Genomic DNA, 23,444 nt, shown 5'->3' on the forward strand with positions numbered 1-23,444 from the left:
CGGCCTCACGCCGTCTTCTGCGTCACCAGTCCAAGCTCTTCCACCATCGCCTGACGCATCAGGAATTTCTGCGGCTTGCCGGTCACCGTCATCGGCAATTCGGTGCGGAAGCGGATGTGGCGCGGCACCTTGTAGTGGGCGATCTGGCCGGCGCAGAAGGCCTTGATCTCCTGTTCGGTGGCGACCTGGCCGGGCTTGAGGACGATCCAGGCGCACAACTCCTCGCCATATTTGGCGTCGGGAATGCCGAAGACCTGGACTTCCCGCACCTTGGGATGGCGGTAGAGGAATTCCTCGACCTCTCTGGGATAGACGTTCTCGCCGCCGCGGATGACCATGTCCTTGACGCGGCCGACAATGTTGCAATAGCCCTCGGCGTCGATAGTGGCGAGGTCGCCGGTGTGCATCCAGCCATCGCTATCGATCGCCTCGCGGGTCTTTTCGTCGTCGTCCCAATAGCCCTTCATCACCGAATAGCCGCGCGTGCAAAGCTCGCCCGGCGCGCCGACGGCAACGGTGGCGCCATCGGCGTCGATCGCCTTGACCTCGACATGCGGATGGATGCGCCCGACGGTCGAGACGCGCTTTTCCAGCGGATCGTCAACGCTGCTCTGGAACGAGACCGGACTGGTCTCGGTCATGCCGTAGGCGATGGTCACTTGCGCCATATGCATCAGCGACACCACCTTCTTCATCACCTCGATCGGGCATGGCGAACCGGCCATGATGCCGGTGCGCAGGCTGGACAGATCGAAGGATGAAAAGTCCGGATGGTCGAGCATGCCGACGAACATGGTCGGCACGCCATAGAGGCCGGTGCAGCGCTCCTGCGACACGGCTTTCAACGTTAGGCCCGGATCAAAGCCCTCGCAGGGGAAAACCATGGTCGCGCCCTTCGACACGCAACCCATGGTGCCCATCGACATGCCGAAGCAATGATAGAGCGGCACAGGGATGCAGAGCCGGTCTTCGACGGTGAGCTTGATGGCCGAGGTGACGAAATTGCCGTTGTTGACGATGTTCAGATGGGTGAGCGTCGCGCCCTTGGGTGCCCCCGTCGTGCCCGAGGTGAACTGGATGTTGATCGCATCGCCCGGCTTCAATCCCTCGGAAATGCGGTCAAGGCTGTCATGCTCGTCGCGCCCAGCCATGGCCAGCACGTCGCCGAAATTGAACATGCCTGGCGAGTTCTCCTCGCCCATGCGGATGACGACCCTGAGCGCCGGCAACTTGCTGGCCTTCAGCTTGCCCGGTGTTGCCGTGGCGATCTCCGGCGCCAGCGTCTCGATCATGCCGAGATAGTCCGAGGTCTTGAAGCTGGCCGCCGTCACCAAGGCCTTGCAGCCGACCTTGTTCAGGGCATACTCCAGTTCGGTCAGCCGGTAGGCGGGATTGATGTTGACCAGGATCAGGCCGATGCGGGCGGTGGCGAACTGCGTCACCAGCCATTCCCACCGGTTGGGTGACCAGATGCCGACCCGGTCGCCCTTCTGGAGACCGAGTGCCAGGAAGCCGGCGGCCAGCGCATCCACCGTGTCCGACAGTTCGCTCCAGGTGAAGCGCTTGTCCTGGCCGACAAAGACGGCGGCATCGAGCGTGCCGTATTTGCTGACGGTGTCGGAGAAAAGTGCTGGAATGGTCTTGTCGAGCAGCGGCACGCCGCGATCGCCCGAGACATGCGCCCTGCCATCCACGGGCGCGATAAAGACGCCGCCAGCACGCGCGCCACGGCCGCGCAGATTGGTGGCGTTCTTCAGCTCGTCGAGATTGACCGGCATCGCTGTCTCCTCCAAGACTGGCCGAACCTATCAGCCTGCCGGGATGCTGGAAATCCCGTCGATGGTACTGGAGCCCCTTCCCTGAAGGATCGCTATGCGACCGCTGCCGCCATTTTCGCGACGATGTCGCGCAAGACGGCTTCGTCGGCAGCGGCACGTGTCCTCCTCGAGGCCACAAGGCAGGCCTGCGACTCCAGCACGACGCCATCGCCCAGCACCTTGAGATGGTTGGCGCGCAGCGTCGAGCCCGTGCTGGTGATGTCGACGATGACGTCGGCGAGGCCGGCCGCCGGCGCGCCCTCGGTGGCACCGAGGCTCTCGACGATGCGATAGACCTGGATGCCGTGTTTGAGCGAAAAGAACTGCTGCGTCAGCCGCCAGTATTTGGTGGCGATCCTGAGCCGCCGGCCATGGCGCTGGCGGAAATCGGCTGCAACGTCATCGAGATCGGCCATGGTATCGACGTCGAGCCAGATCTCGGGCACCGCGACCACGACATCGGCATGGCCGAAGCCGAGGCGGGCGACGATCTCGGCTCGCGCTTCCCAGTCGGCGAGATTTTCCCGCACCAGGTCCTCACCGGTGATACCGAGATCGACCGCGCCCTGGCCTATTTCGCCCGATATTTCGGAGGCCGACAGGAAAACCACTTCGACATTGTCCAGGCCCTCGACGCGGGCGTGATATTTGCGCTCGTCGCCGGGCAGGCTGACGGCGAGGCCAGCCTTGGCCAGCACCTCCAGGGCCTGCTCCTTGAGCCTGCCCTTCGACGGGATCGCCAGTGTGATCATGATGCCGGCCCCCGCAACGCCTCGATGCGGTCGAGCCACACCGAGAAGCCGACACCAGGGATCGCGGTCTTGGCGCCGAGCAGCGTCAGCAACCTGTCATAGCGCCCGCCACCGGCGAGGGGACGCTCGCCATTGGCCGCCGCGATCTCGAAGACCACACCCGTGTAATAATCGAGCGGACGGCCGAAAGCGGCGTCGTAGCGGATTTTTCCCGAGGGCAAGCCATGCGCCTCGATCGCCTTGGCGCGGGCCGAGAATTTTTCCAGCGCGGCGCCCAGTGAAAATCCGGCGCCGGCGGCGAAGGTTTCCAATGCCTGGGCTGCGCCATCGAGCGGCACGTCGATCGCCAGAAAATTCTTCAGGGCAGCGAAGGCCTCGTTCGACAGCCGCACGCTGCGCAACTCGGCTTTCTCGATCAGCCGCCGCGCGATATCCGACGGCGCGCGCCCTGCGGATGCCGACAGGCCAGCCTCTTCCATGCCGCCGGCAATGTGCTGGGAAAGACCGTCCAGATCGCCGTCGAGGACAAGCGCCGCGACTGGACCGGAGAGCTGGCCGTTGCGCGGCGGGTTGGCGAGATCGGCGAGTGCGGCCTCCAGCATCGGCGCCGAGCCGAAGGCGCGGGCCAGCCGCATGCGCCAGCCTCGCGGCAGGCCGAGCGCCGCCAGCACCGCCTCGAACATGCCCTGGTCACCGAGCGTGATCGCCAGCGACTGGCCGGGCAGCACCAGCGACAGCAACGCATGCGCGTCGGCCACCGAGCGGGCATCGGCTTCGGCCGTGTCGCGGTCGCCGAGATCCTCGATGCCGGCCTGGAAGAACTCATTGCCGCCCTCGCGGCGTTGGCGAAACACTTCGCCGAGATAGGAATAGCGGCGCGGCGTGCCGGCCTGGCTGGCTATGTGGTCAAGGCAGACGGGAATGGTGAATTCGGGCCGCAGGCAGAGCGTCTGCCCGGTCTCGCTCTCGGTGAGGAAAATGCGCCGGCGCAGATCCTCGCCGGCCATGTCGAGGAACGGATCGGCCGGCTGCAGCACCGCGACTTCGACGGCATGTGTGTTGCGCGCAGCGAAGAGGGCGGTGATGTCGGCTGATATGGCGGGGTAGCGGGAGGTCATTGGGGGTGCCCTTCCCTTCTCCCCTTGTGGGAGAAGGTGGATCGGCGCGCAGCGCCGAGACGGATGAGGGGTGCGTGACGGAATGAGGCGTTTGCGTTCCCTGGAACACCCCTCATCCGACCTCGCTTCGCGAGGCCACCTTCTCCCACAAGGGGAGAAGGACAAGGGCGCGCGGCGCTCGTCACTTCGCGCGCTCTTCGGCCTGCGCCGTCAAAATCTTCTTCACCTCGGCGACCAGTTCGCTTTCCGCCACCGTCACCTGTGCCGGGCGCGCGGCGCGCCATTCGGCATTGTCGGTGATTTCGGCGGACATGCGAGCGCCTTCGATCAGGTCCTTGATCTGCAATTCGCCCTTGGCGCGCTCGTCGCCGCCCTGGATGATGGCGACGGGACAACCGCGCCGGTCGGCATATTTGAGCTGCGCCTTCATGCCGGCACCGCCGAGATACATTTCGGAGCGGATGCCGGCGGCGCGCAATTGCGAGACCATCTTCTGGTAGCGCCCAAGGCTTTCCGTGTCTCTGTCCATCACCAGCACGACAACTGGCGCGATCACGTCGGCGCTGTCGAGCTTGCCGAGGTTTTTCAGCGCCGTCATCAGCCTGGAGACGCCGATGGAAAAACCCGTCGCCGGAACCGGCTCGCCACGGAAGCGCGAGACCAGGCCATCATAGCGGCCGCCGCCGCCGACGGAACCGAAGCGCACGATCTGGCCGTCCTCATTGGGGATTTCGGCCAAGAGTTCGGCCTCGAGAACCGGCCCGGTGTAATATTCGAGGCCACGCACGACGGAACGATCCATGGCGATGCGGTCCTCGGCATATCCGGCGGCCCTGACCAGAGCTTCGATCGTCGCGAGTTCGCCTACGCCCTCCTGGTAGACCGCGTTCCCGCTGACGGTGGCATCCTGGCCAGCCTGCGCATTTCGCGCAGTCGCCAGAAGAACGGCCCCGGCTTGCGTGTCATTCAGCCCGGCGCCCTTGGCGAAGTCGCCCTCGCCTTCCTTGCCGCCGTCCCAGCGCCCCGGCCCGAGCAGAAGCCGGACCCCTTCCACGCCCAGTTTGTCCAGCTTGTCGATAGCGCGCAGAACCGTCAGCCTGCGCCCGACATTCTCGTCACCGCCAAGTCCGATCGCCTCCAGCACGCCGTCCAGTACCTTGCGGTTGTTGACGCGGATGACGTAGTCGCCGCGCTTGATACCGAGCGCTTCCATGACGTCGGCCATCATCATCGCCATCTCCGCGTCCGCCGCCACCCCCGGCGTGCCGATCGTATCGGCGTCGAACTGCATGAACTGGCGGAAGCGGCCGGGACCGGGCTTTTCGTTGCGGAACACCCAGCCGGATCGGTAGCTGCGATAGGGTTTCGGCAGGCGCTCGAAATTCTCGGCGACGAAACGCGCCGTCGGCGCGGTCAGGTCGTAGCGCAGCGATAGCCACTGGTCGTCGTCGTCCTGGAAGGAGAAAACACCTTCGTTCGGCCGATCCTGATCGGGCAGGAATTTTCCCAGCGCATCGGTGTATTCGATCAGCGGCTGGTCGGCCGGCTCGAAGCCATAAAGCTCATAGACCGACCGGATCGTCGCCATCATCTTCTCGACGGCGCGAATGTCCTCGGCGCTGCGGTCGGCAAAACCGCGCGGCAGCCGCGCTTTCGTCTTTTCCGATTTGTCGGCCATGAGATGAGTCTTTTTGCTGGGTAAAGGATGACTTATTTTCGAGTGCGCGTGTCCTAGCCGAAGCAGCTTTGTGCGGCAAGGGTTGGCACTTCTGCCTTCTCCCGCTGCGGGAAAAGGGAAGAGGCGCCAATATTTGAAACAAAACGCAGCAAAAATGAAACAATGGCGCCATCAGCCCGGCATCGTGCCGACACAATCGCGGCCGACATAGCACACCGACACGAAGGGGTTCGGGACATGACCAGCGCAACGACATTCCATGCCAATGGCGAAGCCGGTGAATTGCCGGCACGTCTGCGCCCGGCGGGCATCCATGCACCGAAAATGATTGGCCAGGCGGCCGGACCGTTCGACGTACCGGCCGACACCGGCAAGGATCCTTCCCTGCGCGACGCCTTGCTGACCGGCCTGCTGGTGATCTATCCGACAGTGGCTACCGTGGCGGCGATCGTCGCCGGGCTGTTCCTGGCCGGTGCCAACGGCACCTGAACTGCCCGTAGCTATTTCGGCCGTTTGAAAGCCTTCCGTTCCTTCTCAACCTCCTTGCGGCACACACACCCCTCGAGATGGTCGTTGACCATGCCCATGGCCTGCATGAAGGCGTAGACCGTGGTCGGACCGACGAAGGTCCAGCCGCGCTTCTTCAGGTCCTTCGAGATCCGCACGGAGACCGCGGTGGTAGGGTTGGCGCGCAGATGAGCGAGGTCGACGGTTTGCGGCCGTTCCTCCTTGCCGGGTTCGAACTTCCAAAACCAGGCAGCCAGGGAGCCGAACTCGTCGACCATTTCGCGGGCGCATTTGGCATTGTTGATGGTCGAGACGATCTTGCCGCGATGGCGGATGATGCCGGCATTGCCGAGCAGGCGCTCGATGTCCCGTTCGGTGAAGGTGGCGACCTTGTCGAAGTCGAAGCCAGCGAAGGCCTCGCGAAAATTCTCCCGCTTGCGCAGAATGGTCAGCCACGACAGGCCCGACTGGAACCCTTCCAGGCAGATCTTCTCGAACAGCCTGCGGTCGTCGGCCACCGGCCGGCCCCATTCATGGTCATGGTAATGTAGATAGTCGGGCAGATTGCCATGCCAGAAGCAGCGCGCGACACCGTCAGGACCGGCAAGCAGGCCGGTTTTTTCATTGCTCATCCTGAAAATTCCATCCGTTAACACGCTTCCGCGCTGTCTTTACCGTGGCTTTACCAGATTCCTGAACCCGGCGGTAACCACACCAAAGGGTTTACTGACAGAACCGCATTTTACGCATTCCGATTCATGTTTCGGTTGCTGCTCGCCGCCAATGATCGCGCAAGCCGGGAGCGTTCTCGCCCGGTGTATTAGACGATCAAGGTGCGTTCCCGATGAAGAGAGTTCTGTTTCCCTTGCTCGGCGCCGTGGCTGTGTTTGCCGCCGGCGTCACACCCACAACCGCCGGCGACCGCTATGCCGACAGACCGCCGGTGATGGTGAGCCCCGACCTTTCCGCGCCCTGGGTGCTGCAACTCGGCCATGCGCCGGGTATCGTTCGGCAGAACCGACAGGCCGCGCAGCCGCGCCAGCGCACCGCGCAGCCCGACCGCCTGCAGACGGCCGCCGTGCAGGCCCCGGCCAAACGCATGGTCATGCGCCCGCAGATCAATCCGGTCTACCTGCCGCAGGAAGTCGCCTATGAAGGCGCGCAGAAGCCGGGCACCATCGTCATCGATACCACGCAGAATTTCCTCTATCTGGTCGAGAAGAACGGCAAGGCGCGGCGTTACGGCGTCGGCACCGGCAAGCCCGGCTTCGAATGGTCGGGCACGCACAAGATCACCAACAAGCGCGTCTGGCCGGACTGGCGTCCGCCGGCGGAGATGATCAAGCGCGAGGCGGCCAAGGGCCGCTACCTACCGACCTATCTGGCCGGCGGCATGGAAAACCCGCTCGGCGCACGCGCGCTTTATCTCGGCACCACGGAGTACCGCATCCACGGCACCAACCAGCCCTGGACGATCGGCGGCGCGGTGTCGTCGGGCTGCATCCGCATGCGCAACGAGGATGTCGTCGACCTCTATGAACGGGTCAATGTCGGAACGACGGTCGAAGTGATATAGTGATAGCGAATCAGCCGGTTAAGCAGTGTTGAGTAGTTTTTGACGCACTGTTGCCCTCAAGTCATAGCGCACTTTTGGAAGACGTGCTTAGACTGGCAGCGAGTTAACGGGGGACGGGCCGTGTGGGGATACGGCCAGTCACGAGAGGGCAGCACGGGTAACCGGGCTGCCCTTTTCGTTTCACGGTGCGACAGGTCGCCCCGAAAGCACGGTGTTTCGTTTTCGGGGCTGATTTCCGGACCATGCTCTGCTATTGCAGCGCACAATTTCCCCACCAAAGGTTCGAACTATGTCCCCGTCCGACGACAGCCGCTATCTCAAGGGCGGGCCGGTTGCCCAGCGCATCATCGACGCCGTGCGCGAGGACGCGGCCATTGCCAAGGCTGAGGGTTTCCCGCCCAAGCTGATCTCGATCACCGTCGGCGATACCGACGCGGTCGATGTCTATGTGCGCAACCAGCGTGCGAAGGCTCAGCTCGCCGGCATCGATTTCGAGGAGCGGCGCTTTCCCGCCACCATCACCGCAGGTGAACTCGAAGCAGCCATCCACGGGCTGAATGCCGATCCGCGCGTCACCGGCATCATCATCCAGCGGCCGGTTCCCGCACATATCCCGATCAAGACGCTGCAGGCGGCCGTGCACCCGCTGAAGGATGTCGAGGGCATGCACCCGGCCTCGATCGGCAACATCGTCTACAACCAGCTCGACCTCGCGCCCTGCACCGCAGCGGCCTCGGTCGAACTGCTCAAGGAAACCGGCCTTGATCTCAAGGGGCTGGAAGTCGTGATCGTCGGCCATTCTGAAATCGTCGGCAAGCCGATCGCCTTCCTTCTGATGAGCGAAGGCGCGACCGTGACGGTCTGCCATCACATGACGCGCTCGGTTGCCGCCCACGCGCGGCGCGCCGACGCGCTGTTCGTCGCCGTTGGCAAGCCCAGGCTGATCAAGGCCGACATGGTGAAACCAGGGGCGGCCGTCATCGATATCGGCATCAATTCCGAAATTGGGCCTGATGGCACAAGCCGCATCGTCGGCGACGTCGACACCGAAAGCGTGCGCGAGGTTGCCTCCTGGATCACGCCCGTGCCAGGCGGCGTCGGCCCGATCACGGTGGCGATCCTGCTGCGCAACACGATGGTGGCGCTCAGCCGCCAGCGCGCACTCTACGAAGCGACCTACGGCACGGCGGGCAGGCTCGCGGCCGAGTAGCGGTGGGCCTACCTACTCCGCCGCCACCTAGCTTTCTTCCAGAACGCCTTCCGGCTTCGGCCCGCCATAAGCCCAGTCGAGCAGCTTGATCGTATGCACCACAGGCATCCTGGCGGTGGATGCGATCTGCGTGATGCAGCCGATATTGCCGGTGGCGACGATCGAGGCGCCCGTCGCCTCGATGTTTTTCACCTTACGATCGCGCAGCCTGGCCGAAATCTCGGATTGCAGGATGTTGTAGGTGCCGGCCGAGCCGCAACAGAGGTGCCCCTCGCGCGGCTCGCGCACGACGAAGCCGGCCTTGGCGAGCAGTTCCTTCGGCTGGCGGATGATCTTCTGGCCGTGCTGCATGGAGCAGGCTGAGTGATAGGCAACGACCGTGCCCGGCTTGCGCACCGGTTCAGGCAGATCGATGGCGGACAGATATTCGGTGATATCCTTGGCCAGCCCCGACACGCGCGCGGCCTTATCGGCATAGGCCGGATCGAGCCGCAGCATGAAGCCGTAATCCTTGATCGTCGTGCCACAGCCCGACGCGGTGATAATGATGGCGTCGAGCCCGCCCTGCTCGATGGCGCGCGTCCAGGCATCGACATTCTGCCTGGCCGCGGCAAGGGCGGCTTCTTCCCGCCCCATGTGATGAACCAGTGCGCCGCAGCAGCCCTCGCCCGGCGGCACCACGACCTCGACGCCGAGCCGGGTCAGCAACGAGATGGTGGTGTCGTTGATGCCGGGATCAAGCACCGACTGCGCGCATCCGGTAAGGATGGCGACGCGGCCCTTTTTCGTCCCCTCCCCGGCATGGACGCCCGGCAAGGCCATCGGCGAGGCCGCCGGGATCGACGCCGGTGCGAGCTTGAGCATCGCGCCGAGCGGCTTCAGCGCCGGAATTTTTTCGAACAGGCCGATGAAAGGCTTGCCCAGCCTGGCCAATTTGAGCGCGGCGCGGAAGCGCTGGGGATAAGGCAGCACGAAGGCCAGCATGGCGCGGGTCAACCGGTCGAGCAGCGGCCGCTTATAGGTCTCCTGGATATGGGCGCGAGCATGGTCGACCAGATGCATGTAGTTGACGCCCGACGGGCAGGTAGTCATGCAGGCGAGGCAGGACAGGCAGCGGTCGATATGGGTGACGATCTCCTTGTCGGCGGGACGGCCGTTCTCCAGCATGTCCTTGATCAGATAGATGCGCCCGCGCGGCGAATCGAGCTCGTTGCCAAGCGTCACATAGGTCGGGCAGGTGGCGGTGCAGAAGCCGCAATGCACGCATTTGCGCAGGATCTTTTCGGACTCCGCGACATGCGGATCGGCGAGCTGTTCGGGCGAAAAATTGGTCTGCATCTCTGATGTCCTAGGCCATGCGGCCGGGATTGAGGATGTTCTTCGGGTCGAATTCCTGCTTCAGCCGCTGGCTGAGCGCCGCCAATGCCGGCGCCTGCGGCTCGAACACCGGCAGAGCCGCCCGATGGGAAGGGGTAGCGCGCACCAGCGTCGCATGGCCGCCGCCATGTTTCCTCAGAAGCCCGCGCAGCAGAGCGGCTTCGGGATCGCCCTCCTCCATGCGCAGCCACACCAGCCCGCCCTGCCAGTCGTAGAAGGCGCTGACGGCAGCCTGCATGCGCAGCGTCAGAACCATCTGATGCCCCTGGGCGGGCATCATCGAGACCCGCCAGACCGGCTTCTCGCTGCCATCGACGAAGGGCCGGCAATCCCTTATATCGCGCCAGATTGCCTTGGAGGTCTCAGTGGCAATCTCCTCCAGCGGCCCGGCCTTGCCGAGCAGTGTCCTCAGCGCGGTGATGCGGTAGGAGACGGAAGGACCAAAGCCTTCGACGCGCAGCAGCGTGGCGGCATCACTGCCGAGCGTGCCGCCGGCAACGCGCGCGGCGATGCGCTCCGGCAGATGGGCCGCACTCGACACTTCCGCACTGGAACCAAGCGCCAGTGCCATGGCGGTGCAAGCGGCATCATCGAGCAGGCCACGAACGGCGAGCGTAACTTCGGTCTCGGCCGCTGGCAGCACCTTGAAGGTGACGTCGGTGAAGACGGCCAGCGTACCCCAGCTGTTGGCCATCAGCTTCGACAGATCGTAGCCGGTGACGTTCTTGACCACGCGGCCGCCCGACTTGAAGGCTTCGCCCCGGCCGGAGACGACATTGATGCCCAGGATATGGTCGCGCGCCGCGCCCGCCTTCAGCCGGCGGGGACCGGACAGGTTGGCGCCGAGCACGCCGCCAATGGTGCCTTTGCCCGGCTCGCCACCGAGCAACGGGCCGTAGTCCATCGGCTCGAAGGCAAGCTGCTGGCCGTTTTCAGCCAGCAGCTTTTCGATCTCGGCCAGCGGCGTGCCTGATTTGGCCGACAGCACCAGTTCGGCGGGTTCGTAGAGGGTCACGCCCGAGAGTTTCGACAGGTCGAGCATGTGCTCGGTCTGCAACGGACGACCGATGCCGCGCTTGGAGCCGCGGCCAAGGATTTCGAGCGATGTTTCCTCTGCCGCCGCCCAGGCAACGGTGGACAGGACTTCATCTGAGGTGGCGGGGGCAAAGGCGGTCATATTCGCACTTGGTTCCTCTCCCCCGCTTTGCAGGGCGAGGAACCCGAGTTCTGCGGCCCCATCATCTCAAAACCTCGGAATGTCGGGAAATGCCACCTGGCCGCGATGCACGTGCATGCGGCCGAGTTCGGCGCAGCGGCGCAGTTGCGGGAACACCTTTCCGGGATTGAGCAGATGGTTGGGATCGAAGGCGCATTTGACGCGCATTTGCTGATCGAGGTCGATCTGGTTGAACATTTCCGGCATCAGGTCGCGCTTCTCGACCCCGACGCCATGCTCGCCGGTGAGCACGCCACCGACCTTGACGCAAAGCCGCAAAATGTCGGCGCCGAAGCTTTCCGCCTTGTCGAGTTCGCCCGGCACGTTGGCATCGTAAAGGATCAGTGGATGCAGATTGCCGTCGCCGGCGTGGAAGACATTGGCGACGCCGAGACCATATTTTTCCGACAGCTCGCGCATGCCGGCCAGCACGCGCGGCAACTCCTTGCGTGGGATGGTGCCGTCCATGCAGTAATAGTCGGGCGAGATGCGGCCAACGGCGGGGAAGGCCGCCTTGCGGCCGGCCCAAAAACTCAGCCGCTCCTGCTCGGACTGCGAGATGCGGCACGTGGTCGAGCTGTTGCGGATGGCGATCGCCTCGACCGCAGTGATGAGATGATCGACCTCCACGCTCGGACCGTCGAGCTCGACGATCAGCAGCGCCTCGACATCGAGGGGATAGCCGGCATGGACAAAATCTTCCGCCGCATGGATCGCCGGCCGGTCCATCATTTCCATGCCGCCTGGAATGATGCCGGCGCCGATGATGTCGGCGACGCACTGGCCGCCCTGCTCGCTGGTCGGAAAGCCGATCAGCAGCGCGCGCGCCGTCTCCGGCTTCCTCAGGATGCGCACGGTGACCTCCGTGACGACGCCGAGCAGACCTTCCGAACCGGTCATGACGCCGAGCAGATCATAGCCCTCGGCGTCGAGGTGACCGCCGCCGAGCCGCACCACCTCGCCATTCATCAGCACCATCTCGATGCCGAGCACATTGTTGGCGGTGAGGCCATATTTCAGGCAGTGCACGCCGCCGGAATTCTCCGCCACGTTGCCGCCGATCGAGCAGGCGATCTGGGAGGATGGATCGGGTGCATAGTAAAACCCGTCCTGCTCGACGGCGATGGTGATGCCGAGATTGGTGACGCCGGGCTGGGCGACGACGATACGGTTGGGAAAATCGATCTCGAGGATGCGGTTGAACCTGCTCATGACGAGCAGCACCGCGTCCTCCAACGGCAGCGCGCCGCCCGACAGCGAGGTTCCGGATCCCCGCGGCACGACGCGAATGTTGCGGTCATTGCAGTATTTCAGCACGCGCGAGACCTGCGCCACCGTCTCGGGCAGGACCACCACCAGCGGCACTTGCCGGTAGGCGGTCAGGCCATCGCTTTCGAAGGCTCGCATTTCGTTGGCGGCGTCGACCACGCCCTCGCCCGGCACGATGATGCGCATATCGGCGACGATTTCGTTGCGCCGGCGCAGCGTCCCGGCGTCTGGCTTGGGCATGGCAAGGCCGGACATCGGCGCTTCCTCCACTCGACTGGTAAAAATGATTTACCAGCTAGCGGCATTTGTTGCAAACCTTGCTTTGGTGCCATCCGGGCGGCGAACGCGGGCAAAGCTTCCGCAGCGGCAATCTGCCGCTGCATTTCTATTGCGTTCGAAGCATAGCGCGGCCTATTCGCCCGGATGTTTCGCCGGCTCGGAATGCAGCCGTCGCACCCTGCGCACGCCCCACCAGACCAGCAGGATGGCAAACGGCACCGAGGAGGCGGTGACGACCTCCGGCGCGAAGGTGTGGCCAAAAACCGACGCGCCCTTGGCGACATAGCCGATGAGGCCGACCACGTAATAGGAGACGGCGGCGACCGAGAGGCCTTCGACGGTCTGCTGCAGGCGCAGTTGCAGGCGGGCTCGGTTGTTCATCGAGGCGAGCAGGTCGCGGTTCTGCTTCTCGACCTCGACATCGACCCAGGTCCGCAGCAGCGTGGTGGCACGGGTCAGCTTCCGCGACAGATTGGCCTGGCGCTCCTCGACCGAGCGGCAGGTGCGCATGGCTGGCGCCATGCGCCGCAGCAGAAAGCCCGCCCAGGTGTCGTAGCCCTGGACAGGCTCCTCATCCAGCGCCTCCAGCCTTTCCGTGACGATGCCGTCATAGGCGCGGCTGGCGCCGAAGCGGTAGAGGCTGGAAGCGGCATCAGCCTCCAGTTCGGCGGCAAGCTCCGTCAGGCCGGCGAGCAGCGTCTGGTTGTCGCGCGTCTCGGCGACCTTCATTTCCAGCGTCGTCTGCGCCAAGCGGTCCTCGATGCGGCGAGCGCGGCCGGACAAGGTGAGCGCCAGCGGCAGGCCGAGCATGGCAAGCGTGCGGTAGGTTTCGATGTCGATCAGCCGCTGCGACAGCGCGCCGGTGCTGGCCGGAGTGAGACCACGGTCGAGCACCAGCATGCGGGTCATGCCGTCGCCGTCCTGGCGGAAGTCGGTGACGATGGCCGCGCTGCCGCGCTCGACCAACGAGTGACAGAGGCTGGTCGGGTCGAAGCCGGCGATCAGCCTCTCGTTCGCCTGCGTCCATTTGCGGATCTCGAGCCGGATACCCGAGATGACGGTTCCCGGCGGTGAAAAGCCGTTGCCGAAGGGCGAATCCTCTTGCCCCCGGCCGTTCTCGGCCAACGGCCCTTCCCAGAGATAGGTCGAGAATTCCGTGTGCCGCTCCCAGCGCAGCGTGCCCTTGCCCCATTTCATGGCGTGGTGGCGGGCATGACGCTCGGGCGCGGCGATGCCGAGGCGGCGTGACAGTTCCGAAAGCACGGCATGGTCGACCGCGGAGCCGCCTTCGGTCATGAAGGAGAGTTGGACGAGCACGCGCGGCTTCTCGACCAGCGGATGCGGGCGGGCATGAACCTCGCCGAGCGCGCCGGGCCGGCCTTCATGCGCCGGAAAGCCCAGGACACTGCCTTGGCTGCGCGGCTGGAATTCAAGATTGGACGTCTCGTCCGACACGTCTGGTCCCCCTGGTTTCGACCCTTCGTGCAATGGCGTCGTCTTGCGGCAATCGGCGAGGGACGTAAACAGCAAAGTTTAGCCCGAGGCGATATGCCGGCGCGGCGCGGAAATCGACACGATGAGACGAATTGGATAAATAATTTGACCAGTTGGCGACAGAGGCTTTAATCTGCGCGACATCATTCCGTTCTCCAGGCGCTTCCTTTGGGCGACATTTTCTCCAGGATCGAGCATTCGCGCACCGCCGACGAGGTGGTGCAGCAGATCGAAAGCCTAATTCTCGAAGGCGTGCTGCGCACCGGCGACCGGCTGCCGGGCGAGCGCGAGCTGGCACGCCAGTTCGATGTGTCGCGGCCCATCCTGCGCGATGCGCTGAAGGCGCTCGAAGGGCGCGGCCTGCTGTCGACCCGTCCGGGCGGCGGCACCCACGTCGCCGACATTATCGGCCAGTTGTTCACCAAGCCGGTGGCGGACCTGATCTCGACGCATCGCAAGGCGGTGGCCGACTATCTGGAATACCGCCGCGAGGTCGAAGGCATAGCCGCCGAATATGCGGCGCGGCGCGCCACACCCGAGGACCTTGCCTTGATCGACCGCATCATGGCACGCATGGACGAGGCGCATCGCACCGGCGACTTCGACGACGAGGCCGAGATCGACGTCGAATTCCATCATGCGATCTGCGAATGCGCGCACAACATCCTGCTCTTGCACACGCTGCGTTCCTGCTATCGGCTGTTGTCGGAAGGCGTGTTCCAGAACCGGCTGCTGGTGTTCACAGTGCCCGGCGCGCGCGAGGCGCTGCTGGCGCAGCACCGGGCGATCCACACCGCGGTCAAGGCCGGCGATCCGACCGGCGCCCGCCAGGCGGCAATGGACCACATGACCTATGTCGAGCGTTCGATGGCGGAAGCCGAGCGCAGCGGCGACTGGCAACGCGTGTCGCGGCTGAGGCTGAGGCAGCGTTCGGAAGCCGGCGACAGCGAACCAGCGCGCAGGCGCTCCTAGTCAATTCGACCAAGCGGGGACCATCATGAGCGACATTCTCACCATCGCAGACCTCAAGGATCTCGCGCGCAGGCGCGTGCCCAAGATGTTCTTCGACTATGCCGACTCCGGCGCCTGGACCGAGAGCACCTACCGCGCGAACGAGGAAGACTTCCAGAAGATCAAGTTCCGCCAGCGCGTGCTGGTCGACATGAGCAACCGCTCACTGGAAACGACCATGATCGGCCAGAAAGTGTCGATGCCGGTAGCGCTGGCGCCGACCGGTCTGACCGGCATGCAGCATGCCGACGGCGAGATGCTGGCAGCGCAGGCGGCAGAGGAATTCGGCGTGCCGTTCACGCTCTCGACGATGAGCATCTGCTCGATCGAGGATGTCGCTTCGGTGACAAAGAAGCCGTTCTGGTTCCAGCTCTATGTACTGCGCGACAAGGACTTCGTGCTCAATCTGATCGACCGGGCGAAGGCCGCGAAGTGCTCGGCGCTGGTGCTGACGCTCGACCTGCAGGTCCTCGGCCAGCGCCACAAGGATGTTCGCAACGGGCTTTCGGCGCCACCCAAGATGACGCTGGCCAACATAGCCAACATCGCGGTGCGGCCTGGCTGGTGGATGGGCATGGCTGGCACGAAGCGCCGTACCTTCCGCAACATCGTCGGCCATGCCAAGGGCGTCGGCGACGTGGCTTCGCTGTCGTCATGGACGACGGAGCAGTTCGATCCGCAACTGTCGTGGAAGGACGTCGCCTGGATCAAGGAGCGCTGGGGCGGCAAGCTGATCCTCAAGGGCATTCTCGACAAGGAAGACGCACTGATGGCGGCCAAGACCGGCGCCGACGCGATCATCGTTTCGAACCATGGCGGGCGGCAGCTCGATGGCGCGTCATCGTCGATCATGGTGCTGGAGGAAATCGCCGATGCGGTTGGCGACAGAATAGAAGTGCATATGGACGGCGGCATCCGCTCCGGCCAGGACGTGTTGAAAGCGCTCTGCCTGGGCGCCAAGGGCACCTATATCGGCCGGCCATTTCTTTACGGCCTGGGCGCGCTCGGCAAGGAAGGGGTTACCAAAGCGCTGGAAATCATCCGCAAGGAGATGGACATTACGCTGGCTCTGTGCGGAAAGCGTCTGGTCACCGACATGGGCAAGGACCAGCTCCGGCGCTAAGTCCGTGACATCTGACCACGGAGATATCAAGACCTTGGCGGAACCCGGCATCCATTTCCTCGACGCACACGGGCCGGACGGCGTGCGTCTCTACGCGATCGGCGACGTGCATGGCCGGCTCGACCTGCTGGCCGCCATGCACGGCCAGATCAAGGCCGAGATCGCGAAGGACCTGGTTGCGGACTGGCGCATCATCCATCTTGGCGACTATGTCGATCGCGGACCGGACTCCAAGGGCGTCATCGACTTTCTGATCGAAGCGCGCGAACGCGATCCGCGAAACGTGATGCTGGTCGGCAACCACGACATCGGCTTTCTCGACTTTCTCAAGACACCCGATCCCGAAGGGCTCTTCATCCGCTTTGGCGGTATCCAGACCGCGCAATCCTATGGGGTGACGATCAGCAACGGCAGCGGCGTTTGGTTCGGCAAGGCGGAATCAGCCATGCGCAAGGGCCACCAAGCCCTGCTCGAATCCGTGCCGCAAAGCCATGTCGACTTCCTGCGATCGTTGCCGTTCTCGGTGACGTCAGGCGACTTCTTCTTCTGCCATGCCGGCATCAGGCCAGGCATTCCCCTGGACAATCAGAACCCGCAGGACCTGATCTGGATCCGCGACGTTTTCCACGACCACACCGGCCTCTTCGCCAAGGTCGTGGTGCACGGTCACACACCGGTCCCGGAGGCGGAAGTGATGGCCAACCGCGTCAATGTCGACACGCTTGCCTGGCAATCAGGCATGCTTACCGCGCTCGTCGTGGACGGCGTGGACAAACGCATCCTGGAAATGTTGATAAAAGAGTCTTGAGGGCCTCGGCGCCCGAGGGTGTGACGGATGCCCTGGCTTAGCGCAGGGAGGCGGTGACGCCGTAGCCGTCGACGGCGTTGTGGTTGTTGGCCGCATCGGCGGCATAGATACCAAGACCGCAAAGCACGATGGCGGACAACATGGCAAAGGACAGAAGCGCTGCTTTCACGGAGGTCATCTCTTGTTGAGCCTTCTGCATCTGTGCACGAGGCGGTTACCAATGCGTTGAAAAGGAAAAATCGCTTCAAAGTTTCGACGATTTCGCGCTTCTAGGCGTGTTCCGTATCGATAGTGTGTCGCGCGGGTCACACAAAAGGTTCATCCCGGTTGCACAGCCGACATAGAGCGCGCGCCTTCTAGGATGGCGGCCGGACACAAGCCAAGGATGAAAAGGGGTTTTCCCGGACGGATTCATGACCGCGTGCCAATTATGTCACGCAGAACGCGAGGGATGGACGCTCAGGCTGTTTCGAAATTCGCTCTGACAGCCTCTCAGATCGTCGCTACCCAGGCACGGGCAATGGCGAGACCAGCAGCATCGGCGTCAGGGCCGTTGCGGGCCATTTCGCCATCGAGCCTGCCGGCCCAGTCGGGATGGCGCGCGGCAATGATCGGTGCGAAGGAGGAGCTCCAGTCCTTCACCATCGGCCGGTCAGCCTCGAAGTGGAACTGGAAGCCGTAGACGGCGCGGCCGAGGCGAAACGCCTGGTTTTCGGCGACATCGTTGCCGGCGAGCCGCACGGCGTTTTCGGGCAACACGAATGTGTCGTCGTGCCATTGGAAGATCGGGAACTTTTCCGGCAGCTCAGCCAGCACCGGATCAGCCTTGCCTTCCGACGTCAGCGACACGCCGTGCCAGCCGAATTCGTTGGCGCCGCCGATGCGGTTCTCCCCACCAAAAGCACGGGCGACGAGTTGGCCGCCGAGGCAGATGCCGAGCACGGCGCGATCCTTGCCGGCAAAATCGCGGGTCAGTTCGAGCAGCGCCGGAAAATAGGGATATTCTTCGTCGGCCAGCGCATTCTGGCCGCCGCCGAGCACCACCATGGCATCATGGCCGGTTGCGTCCCGTGGCAGCGGATCGCCCTTGTAGGGGAGGCGCACATCGAGATCGGCACCCGCTTCCGCCAATGCCGCGCCGACCTGGCCGAGCCCGGTATTGTCGTAGTTCTGGACAACCAGCACACGCATCGAAAACCCTGCTGACATGAAAAAGGTGCCACGAGCGATATCATGACGCCGGCATTTCAGCCAAGATACGGGCACGCGGAGAAAACTATGCCACTGCAGAACCGGGTCGATCCGTTCGGCGCCATCCACGCCGTGCCGGAGCGCGGCCTGTTCACCGGCAATCGCGGCATCATCCACGACCCCGCGACAAAGACTCTCCTGAAAAAGCGCTGGGCGCTTCAGGCCTGGATCATCTGCGTGTGCCAATTCCGCAATGCGCGGCGCGAGCCGATGGGCCGCAACCGGGCCGGTGGCAAGGCCGGCTGGACCGAGCTTTTCTTTCTCGACGAGGTGACGGCGCTCGCCGCCGGGCATCGCCCCTGCTTCTTTTGCCAGCGCGAACGGGCCAAGGATTTTGTCGCCCGCTTCGGCCAAACCTTCGGTATTGCCGAGCCGCGCGCGCCGCAGGTCGACAAGCGACTGCACAAGGAGCGGCTGGCTTCCGGCGGCAAACGGCCTGCGGTCGCAATGGACGCACTTGCCCGCCTGCCCGATGGCGCGATGATCGCGGCTGGCGGCAGCGCGTATGCCTTGCGCCACGGCGAGGCATTGCCATGGGCTTTTGCCGGATATGGCCCGCCAACCAGCCTTGATCGGTTTGAGGACGAGCCGCTTGTGCTGCTGACCCCGGAAACGACGCTTGCCGTCCTGCGCCATGGCTTTCAACCCGTGTGGCATCCTTCCGCCAAGGCTTGACGCCGGCAGCCGCCTCGCCCATTCCTCGGCCATGCGCGCCAACTACAAGATGCAACGTCTGTTCGTGCCCGATGACCTCGGACCAGACATCGAGTTCGAACCCGGCCAGCAGCAGAGCCATTATCTCCTGCATGTGCTGCGGCTCGCCGAAGGCACCGAGATCCTTGTCTTCAACGGCCGCGACGGCGAGTGGTCGGCGGCGATATCAGCGAAATCAAAGCGGTCGGTGCGGCTGAAGGTGCTGGCGCCGCAAAGACCGCAGCCGCCTTTGCCCGATCTCATCTATTGTTTCGCACCGCTGAAGCAGGGCCGGCTCGATTATCTCGTGCAGAAGGCGGTCGAGATGGGCGCCGGCATCCTGCAGCCGGTCATCACCCAGCACACGCAGGTGGCAAAACCGTCCATCGATCGCCTGCGCGCCAATGTCGTCGAGGCCGCCGAACAATGCGGCATCCTTGCGGTGCCGGAGGTTCGCGAGGCGGAAAAATTCGAGCGCCTGCTGATCGGGTGGGACAAGGAAAGGCGGCTGATCTTCTGCGACGAGGACGCCTCGACCAACAACCCGTTGCCTGCCTTGCAGGCGGTAAAGGAGAAAAAGCTCGCCCTGCTGGTCGGGCCCGAGGGCGGCTTTTCCGACGAGGAGCGTAAGATGTTGCGGGCGCTCCCCTTCGTGACCGCCATTCCGCTCGGGCCGCGTATCCTGCGCGCCGACACGGCGGCTGTGGCGGCGCTTGCGGCGATGCAGGCAACAATCGGCGACTGGTAGGACGTTGTCTCTCGCAAGAGGTGCTTGCGGGCAGTGGCCTTCAATTCCTCTTGACCTGTGGCTCAGGATTTTTCGCTTGATCGGCTACTGACATTTCGTCCATTTAGCGCCGGCGGTGGTCCAACCGCCTTTGAGGGCTTGAAAATGGCGCGCGACACAACCGATTTCCGGCCCATCGAAGGCGTAGACGAGCTTGTCGAGCACCTGGCCGAAGGCAACAAGCCGCGCGAAAAATGGCGCATCGGCACCGAGCACGAAAAATTCCCGTTCTATGTCGATGGCAACGCACCGGTGCCTTACGGCGGCGAGCGCGGCATCCGCGCCATCCTAGAAGGCATGCAGAACAAGCTGGGCTGGGATCCGATCATGGATGCCGGCCGCATCATCGGTCTGGTCGAGCCGACCGGCCAGGGCGCGATTTCGCTTGAGCCCGGCGGACAATTCGAGCTCTCCGGCGCGCCGCTGGAGTCCATCCACCAGACCTGCCGTGAAGGCAATGCCCACCTGGCGCAGGTGCGCGAGATCGCCGAGCCGATGGGCATCCGCTTCCTTGGCCTCGGCGGCAGCCCGAAATGGTCGCTGGCCGAGACGCCGAAAATGCCGAAGTCGCGCTATGAGATCATGACGCGCTACATGCCCAAGGTCGGCACCAAGGGCCTCGACATGATGTACCGCACCTGCACGATCCAGGTGAACCTCGACTTCGAGAGCGAGACCGACATGCGGCGCAAGATGCAGGTGTCGCTGAAACTGCAGCCGCTGTCGACGGCGCTGTTCGCCAACTCGCCCTTCACCGACAGCCGGCCGAACGGGCTACAGAGCTGGCGCGGCGACATCTGGCGCGACACCGACAACCAGCGCTCCGGCCTGCTCGAATTCTGCTTCTCGCCGGATTTCGGCTTTGCCGACTATGTCGAATGGGCGCTCGACGTGCCGATGTATTTCGTCATCCGCGACGGCCACTATCACGATATGACGCACATCACCTTCCGCCAGTTCATGGCCGGGGCCGCGCGTAACGAAGTGCCGGACGGCCTGCCGACGATGGGCGACTGGGCGAACCATCTGTCGACTTTGTTCCCCGACGTTCGGCTGAAGCGTTTCCTGGAAATGCGCGGCGCCGATGGCGGTCCCTGGCGGCGTATCTGCGCGCTGCCGGCCTTCTGGGTCGGACTGCTTTATGACGAGGCGGCACTCGACGCGGCCGAGGCGTTGACGTCGAGCTGGACCTACAAGGAAGTGCTGGCCATGCGCAACGCCGTGCCGGAGCTCGGCATTTCCGCGCCCTTCCGCAACACCACGCTGCGCGAGATCGCGCGCGACGTCATGGCCATTTCGCGTACCGGGCTGAAGAACCGCGGCAAGAAGAATCGCGACGGCTACGACGAAACCTCGTTCCTCAACACACTCGATGAAGTTGTGGCGCGCGGCACCACCAGCGCCGAGGAGATGCTGTCGGCCTATCACACGCGCTGGGGCGGCTCGATCGAGCCGGTATTCATGGAATATGCCTATTAACCGCGGGCGATAGCCACGGCAAAAGTAGCTTCAATCGGGCATTGAAACGAATTAGGTTCTCTTTCGAGGATTTCCCGGAGGAGAAGCCGATGCCCACCTTGTTCGACATGCTGACGCAGGCCCAGAACGGCAATGGCATGCAGGCGCTTGCCCAGCAATACGGGCTTTCGATGCAGCAGACACAGGCGGCGGTCGCCGCACTGTTGCCGGCCTTTTCACAAGGGTTGCAGCGCAACACCGCCGATCCCTATGGGCTCGGCGCCTTCATGACGGCGATGGCAAGCGGCCAGCACGCCAAGTATTTCGAGGACGCGACACGCGCGTTCTCCCCGCAAGGCGTCGATGAAGGCAACGGCATTCTGGGACATCTGTTCGGTTCGAAGGACCTGTCGCGCGCCGTGGCCAGCCAGGCGGCGCAGGCAAGCGGCGTCAGCCAGCAGGTCCTGCAGCAGATGCTGCCCGCGATCGCTTCGATGGTAATGGGCGGACTGTTCAAGCAGACGACAAACCAGTTGACAGGCGGCCAGACGCAGGCTGCGGGCGGCGGCAACAATCCACTGGGCGAAATCATCGAGCAGATGATGCGGCAGGGCGGCATGCAGGCACCGGCGCCACAACAGCGCCAGGCGCCGCCGTCTCAGATGGACAACCCGCTCGGCAAGGTCTTGCAGGACATGTTCGGCGGCGGCTCAGCGCAACAACAAAGCCAGCCGCAACCGGCACCCAATCCCTATGGCGATAATCCGCTCGGCAAGGTGCTGCAGGATATGTTCGGTGGCGGCGCGCCGCAGCAACCACAAGGTCGACCCCAGCCACAGCAGACACAGAGCCCCTACGGCGACAACCCGCTGGGGAAAATCTTCGAGGAGATGCTGCGGCAAGGCGGCGGCTTCGGTGGCATGCCGGGCGGGCAGCCGACGCCTCAACCTCAAGCGTCGCAGCCGCAGGCGCCCCAGCCGCGCCAGACCCCACAGCCGCAGGCCAATCCAAGCGGCCGGCCAAGGAACCCGTTCGACGACATTTTCGGCAAGATGTTCGAAACCGGCGCCCAGCAGCGCGACGACTACCAGAAGGGCGTGGAAACGATCTTCGACCAGTTCAAGCGCGACATGGACCGGCGATAGCAGTTCAAACGTCCGAGACAAATCCATGAGCAAACGGCTGGAGCAGATGCGCCGCAATATCCGGAAACTCGTAACATTCATCGACGAGGCAAGAGACATGACGGACAGACTTGAGTATCCGGTCATCATCGCGCCGCTTGCGATCGAGGACGGACGTGGGTTTTCAGCCCTTGTACCAGATCTTCCTGGTTGCATGAGCGACGGTGAGACTCCCGAAGAGGCCATCGCAAATGTTCAAGATGCCATAGCGTCCTGGATAGAGGCCGCGCATGATCTCGGCAGACCGATACCAAAACTATCGCGAAAGCTGGCATTCGCCTGAGCAAAAAGAAAAGCCCGGTCCTTGGGAGGACCGGGCAGCGTGCAGGCAGGCCGGCGGGGAACCGGCAGGGAGTGGGGAGCCTGCATGAACCTTGGTCGCGCTGAGCCGCAAAAAGGTTCAACGGGACCGAAACTCAGCAATCAGGCCACCTTGCGGGCGATGTCCTCGATCGTTTCAACGCGATCGCTGGCGATCTCACGCAGGATCGCCGTCGGGTCGCGGCCAAACGGCACGTCGATTGCGACATGCAGGTCGGCGCGCGTCAGGCCGATATCGGCGAGTTCGGCGTCCGACATCTCGCCAAGACGGTAGAAAGCGCGGCGGTTTTTCCAGGCGCGGTAGGCGTTGGAGACGGTGTTGGCCACGCGCGTCGCAACGGCCGGACGCGAAGTGATGCGCGAGGTCTCGGTGGCGAAATCGATCGTGGTCATGTCGGTCTCTTTCAGACTCGAACGGACGAAACCCGACGATCGGCGCTGATGACAGCGGCCGTTCCGGCTTCGATTCACATGCCTTCATGTGGACAATGCCAATTTGCCATCGACCGATTGAT

At 63.9% G+C, this 23,444-nt stretch carries 23 protein-coding genes; 11 read left to right on the plus strand and 12 right to left on the minus strand.

Going from position 1 to position 23,444, the window contains the following annotated elements; genetic code table 11:
* Positions 1 to 5 precede the first annotated feature (5 nt).
* From O7B34_RS01280 to hisS, 4 genes are all read right to left on the minus strand, one after another.
* On the minus strand, positions 6 to 1,778 hold the full coding sequence (locus O7B34_RS01280) for an AMP-binding protein (RefSeq protein WP_337144578.1): 1,773 nt from the start codon (positions 1,776 to 1,778) through the stop codon (positions 6 to 8).
* Positions 1,779 to 1,870: 92 nt separating this feature from the next.
* The gene (gene hisG, locus O7B34_RS01285) at positions 1,871 to 2,569 is read right to left on the minus strand and encodes an ATP phosphoribosyltransferase (RefSeq protein ID WP_337139578.1); all 699 of its coding nucleotides are present in this window, start codon (positions 2,567 to 2,569) and stop codon (positions 1,871 to 1,873) included.
* Positions 2,566 to 3,687 carry an ATP phosphoribosyltransferase regulatory subunit gene (locus O7B34_RS01290; RefSeq protein WP_337139577.1) on the minus strand — a complete coding sequence of 374 codons (1,122 nt, stop codon included), beginning with the start codon at positions 3,685 to 3,687 and terminating at the stop codon, positions 2,566 to 2,568. The genes hisG and O7B34_RS01290 overlap by 4 nt, the downstream gene beginning before the upstream one ends.
* A gap of 181 nt (positions 3,688 to 3,868) precedes the next feature.
* Positions 3,869 to 5,365, minus strand: coding sequence for a histidine--tRNA ligase (gene hisS / locus O7B34_RS01295; RefSeq protein WP_337144579.1), 1,497 nt, complete (start codon positions 5,363 to 5,365; stop codon positions 3,869 to 3,871).
* A 237-nt stretch (positions 5,366 to 5,602) separates the two neighbouring features.
* Between hisS and O7B34_RS01300 the strand changes: the two genes are divergently transcribed.
* Positions 5,603 to 5,854 (plus strand): hypothetical protein, encoded by a 252-nt coding sequence (locus tag O7B34_RS01300; RefSeq protein ID WP_027146153.1) that lies wholly within the window; start codon positions 5,603 to 5,605, stop codon positions 5,852 to 5,854.
* 11 nt (positions 5,855 to 5,865) lie between these two features.
* Here O7B34_RS01300 and O7B34_RS01305 read toward each other — a convergent pair whose 3' ends face one another.
* Positions 5,866 to 6,504 (minus strand): DNA-3-methyladenine glycosylase I, encoded by a 639-nt coding sequence (locus O7B34_RS01305; protein WP_337144580.1) that lies wholly within the window; start codon positions 6,502 to 6,504, stop codon positions 5,866 to 5,868.
* A 212-nt stretch (positions 6,505 to 6,716) separates the two neighbouring features.
* Here O7B34_RS01305 and O7B34_RS01310 point away from each other — a divergent pair, with 212 nt between their 5' ends.
* Together O7B34_RS01310 and O7B34_RS01315 are read left to right on the plus strand one after the other, a co-directional pair.
* Positions 6,717 to 7,448: a L,D-transpeptidase gene (locus O7B34_RS01310; RefSeq protein WP_337144581.1), complete on the plus strand. Its 732-nt coding sequence runs from the start codon at positions 6,717 to 6,719 to the stop codon at positions 7,446 to 7,448.
* Positions 7,449 to 7,737: 289 nt separating this feature from the next.
* Positions 7,738 to 8,658: a bifunctional 5,10-methylenetetrahydrofolate dehydrogenase/5,10-methenyltetrahydrofolate cyclohydrolase gene (locus O7B34_RS01315; RefSeq protein WP_337144582.1), complete on the plus strand. Its 921-nt coding sequence runs from the start codon at positions 7,738 to 7,740 to the stop codon at positions 8,656 to 8,658.
* 27 nt (positions 8,659 to 8,685) lie between these two features.
* Here O7B34_RS01315 and glcF read toward each other — a convergent pair whose 3' ends face one another.
* From glcF to O7B34_RS01335, 4 genes are all read right to left on the minus strand, one after another.
* The gene (gene glcF, locus O7B34_RS01320; RefSeq protein WP_337144583.1) at positions 8,686 to 9,996 is read right to left on the minus strand and encodes a glycolate oxidase subunit GlcF; all 1,311 of its coding nucleotides are present in this window, start codon (positions 9,994 to 9,996) and stop codon (positions 8,686 to 8,688) included.
* Between the two features lie 10 nt (positions 9,997 to 10,006).
* Positions 10,007 to 11,212 carry a glycolate oxidase subunit GlcE gene (gene glcE / locus O7B34_RS01325; protein ID WP_337144584.1) on the minus strand — a complete coding sequence of 402 codons (1,206 nt, stop codon included), beginning with the start codon at positions 11,210 to 11,212 and terminating at the stop codon, positions 10,007 to 10,009.
* A 66-nt stretch (positions 11,213 to 11,278) separates the two neighbouring features.
* Positions 11,279 to 12,775, minus strand: a complete 1,497-nt coding sequence (locus O7B34_RS01330; RefSeq protein ID WP_337139570.1) for an FAD-linked oxidase C-terminal domain-containing protein — start codon at positions 12,773 to 12,775, stop codon at positions 11,279 to 11,281.
* A gap of 156 nt (positions 12,776 to 12,931) precedes the next feature.
* Positions 12,932 to 14,254 carry a DUF3422 family protein gene (locus O7B34_RS01335; protein WP_337144585.1) on the minus strand — a complete coding sequence of 441 codons (1,323 nt, stop codon included), beginning with the start codon at positions 14,252 to 14,254 and terminating at the stop codon, positions 12,932 to 12,934.
* A gap of 207 nt (positions 14,255 to 14,461) precedes the next feature.
* On the opposite strand from O7B34_RS01335, the gene O7B34_RS01340 reads away from it, so the two are divergent.
* The 3 genes from O7B34_RS01340 to O7B34_RS01350 are packed head-to-tail and all read left to right on the plus strand — an operon-like array spanning position 14,462 to position 17,235.
* Positions 14,462 to 15,265 (plus strand): FCD domain-containing protein, encoded by an 804-nt coding sequence (locus O7B34_RS01340; protein ID WP_337144586.1) that lies wholly within the window; start codon positions 14,462 to 14,464, stop codon positions 15,263 to 15,265.
* 25 nt (positions 15,266 to 15,290) lie between these two features.
* Complete coding sequence (locus O7B34_RS01345) at positions 15,291 to 16,427, plus strand: alpha-hydroxy acid oxidase (protein ID WP_140770396.1); 1,137 nt, start codon at positions 15,291 to 15,293, stop codon at positions 16,425 to 16,427.
* Positions 16,428 to 16,461: 34 nt separating this feature from the next.
* Positions 16,462 to 17,235: a metallophosphoesterase gene (locus O7B34_RS01350; protein WP_337145175.1), complete on the plus strand. Its 774-nt coding sequence runs from the start codon at positions 16,462 to 16,464 to the stop codon at positions 17,233 to 17,235.
* A gap of 37 nt (positions 17,236 to 17,272) precedes the next feature.
* Here the strand turns inward: O7B34_RS01350 and O7B34_RS01355 are convergent, their stop codons facing one another.
* Positions 17,273 to 17,404, minus strand: coding sequence for a hypothetical protein (locus tag O7B34_RS01355; RefSeq protein WP_013893872.1), 132 nt, complete (start codon positions 17,402 to 17,404; stop codon positions 17,273 to 17,275).
* Between the two features lie 323 nt (positions 17,405 to 17,727).
* Positions 17,728 to 18,426: a type 1 glutamine amidotransferase gene (locus O7B34_RS01360; protein WP_337144587.1), complete on the minus strand. Its 699-nt coding sequence runs from the start codon at positions 18,424 to 18,426 to the stop codon at positions 17,728 to 17,730.
* A gap of 87 nt (positions 18,427 to 18,513) precedes the next feature.
* On the opposite strand from O7B34_RS01360, the gene O7B34_RS01365 reads away from it, so the two are divergent.
* The 5 genes from O7B34_RS01365 to O7B34_RS01385 all read left to right on the plus strand — a co-directional run bounded on the left by O7B34_RS01365 (position 18,514) and on the right by O7B34_RS01385 (position 22,891).
* Entirely contained in the window at positions 18,514 to 19,161 is a 648-nt protein-coding gene (locus O7B34_RS01365; protein ID WP_337144588.1) for a hypothetical protein, read from the plus strand.
* 31 nt (positions 19,162 to 19,192) lie between these two features.
* The gene (locus O7B34_RS01370; protein ID WP_337145176.1) at positions 19,193 to 19,927 is read left to right on the plus strand and encodes a 16S rRNA (uracil(1498)-N(3))-methyltransferase; all 735 of its coding nucleotides are present in this window, start codon (positions 19,193 to 19,195) and stop codon (positions 19,925 to 19,927) included.
* 144 nt (positions 19,928 to 20,071) lie between these two features.
* On the plus strand, positions 20,072 to 21,445 hold the full coding sequence (locus O7B34_RS01375) for a glutamate--cysteine ligase (protein ID WP_140504597.1): 1,374 nt from the start codon (positions 20,072 to 20,074) through the stop codon (positions 21,443 to 21,445).
* Positions 21,446 to 21,534: 89 nt separating this feature from the next.
* On the plus strand, positions 21,535 to 22,569 hold the full coding sequence (locus O7B34_RS01380; RefSeq protein ID WP_337144589.1) for a DUF937 domain-containing protein: 1,035 nt from the start codon (positions 21,535 to 21,537) through the stop codon (positions 22,567 to 22,569).
* Between the two features lie 25 nt (positions 22,570 to 22,594).
* Positions 22,595 to 22,891, plus strand: a complete 297-nt coding sequence (locus tag O7B34_RS01385) for a type II toxin-antitoxin system HicB family antitoxin (RefSeq protein WP_337144590.1) — start codon at positions 22,595 to 22,597, stop codon at positions 22,889 to 22,891.
* 140 nt (positions 22,892 to 23,031) lie between these two features.
* Here the strand turns inward: O7B34_RS01385 and O7B34_RS01390 are convergent, their stop codons facing one another.
* A complete protein-coding gene (locus tag O7B34_RS01390) occupies positions 23,032 to 23,322 on the minus strand; it encodes a DUF1127 domain-containing protein (protein WP_224570360.1) in 291 nt (96 codons plus the stop codon).
* Positions 23,323 to 23,444: the final 122 nt, after the last annotated feature.

This window comes from Mesorhizobium sp. Cs1299R1N3, assembly GCF_037179625.1.
Classification (GTDB): Bacteria; Pseudomonadota; Alphaproteobacteria; order Rhizobiales; family Rhizobiaceae; genus Mesorhizobium; species Mesorhizobium salmacidum.

Bases quoted from the DNA above. Each gene is read 5' to 3' on its own strand.
- O7B34_RS01280 (WP_337144578.1), bottom strand. From the start codon at position 1,778: ATGCCGGTCAATCTCGACGAGCTGAAGAACGCCACCAATCTGCGCGGC.
- hisG (WP_337139578.1), bottom strand. From the start codon at position 2,569: ATGATCACACTGGCGATCCCGTCGAAGGGCAGGCTCAAGGAGCAGGCC.
- O7B34_RS01290 (WP_337139577.1), bottom strand. From the start codon at position 3,687: ATGACCTCCCGCTACCCCGCCATATCAGCCGACATCACCGCCCTCTTC.
- hisS (WP_337144579.1), bottom strand. From the start codon at position 5,365: ATGGCCGACAAATCGGAAAAGACGAAAGCGCGGCTGCCGCGCGGTTTT.
- O7B34_RS01300 (WP_027146153.1), top strand. From the start codon at position 5,603: ATGACCAGCGCAACGACATTCCATGCCAATGGCGAAGCCGGTGAATTG.
- O7B34_RS01305 (WP_337144580.1), bottom strand. From the start codon at position 6,504: ATGAGCAATGAAAAAACCGGCCTGCTTGCCGGTCCTGACGGTGTCGCG.
- O7B34_RS01310 (WP_337144581.1), top strand. From the start codon at position 6,717: ATGAAGAGAGTTCTGTTTCCCTTGCTCGGCGCCGTGGCTGTGTTTGCC.
- O7B34_RS01315 (WP_337144582.1), top strand. From the start codon at position 7,738: ATGTCCCCGTCCGACGACAGCCGCTATCTCAAGGGCGGGCCGGTTGCC.
- glcF (WP_337144583.1), bottom strand. From the start codon at position 9,996: ATGCAGACCAATTTTTCGCCCGAACAGCTCGCCGATCCGCATGTCGCG.
- glcE (WP_337144584.1), bottom strand. From the start codon at position 11,212: ATGACCGCCTTTGCCCCCGCCACCTCAGATGAAGTCCTGTCCACCGTT.
- O7B34_RS01330 (WP_337139570.1), bottom strand. From the start codon at position 12,775: ATGTCCGGCCTTGCCATGCCCAAGCCAGACGCCGGGACGCTGCGCCGG.
- O7B34_RS01345 (WP_140770396.1), top strand. From the start codon at position 15,291: ATGAGCGACATTCTCACCATCGCAGACCTCAAGGATCTCGCGCGCAGG.
- O7B34_RS01360 (WP_337144587.1), bottom strand. From the start codon at position 18,426: ATGCGTGTGCTGGTTGTCCAGAACTACGACAATACCGGGCTCGGCCAG.
- O7B34_RS01365 (WP_337144588.1), top strand. From the start codon at position 18,514: ATGCCACTGCAGAACCGGGTCGATCCGTTCGGCGCCATCCACGCCGTG.
- O7B34_RS01370 (WP_337145176.1), top strand. From the start codon at position 19,193: ATGCGCGCCAACTACAAGATGCAACGTCTGTTCGTGCCCGATGACCTC.
- O7B34_RS01375 (WP_140504597.1), top strand. From the start codon at position 20,072: ATGGCGCGCGACACAACCGATTTCCGGCCCATCGAAGGCGTAGACGAG.
- O7B34_RS01380 (WP_337144589.1), top strand. From the start codon at position 21,535: ATGCCCACCTTGTTCGACATGCTGACGCAGGCCCAGAACGGCAATGGC.
- O7B34_RS01385 (WP_337144590.1), top strand. From the start codon at position 22,595: ATGAGCAAACGGCTGGAGCAGATGCGCCGCAATATCCGGAAACTCGTA.
- O7B34_RS01390 (WP_224570360.1), bottom strand. From the start codon at position 23,322: ATGACCACGATCGATTTCGCCACCGAGACCTCGCGCATCACTTCGCGT.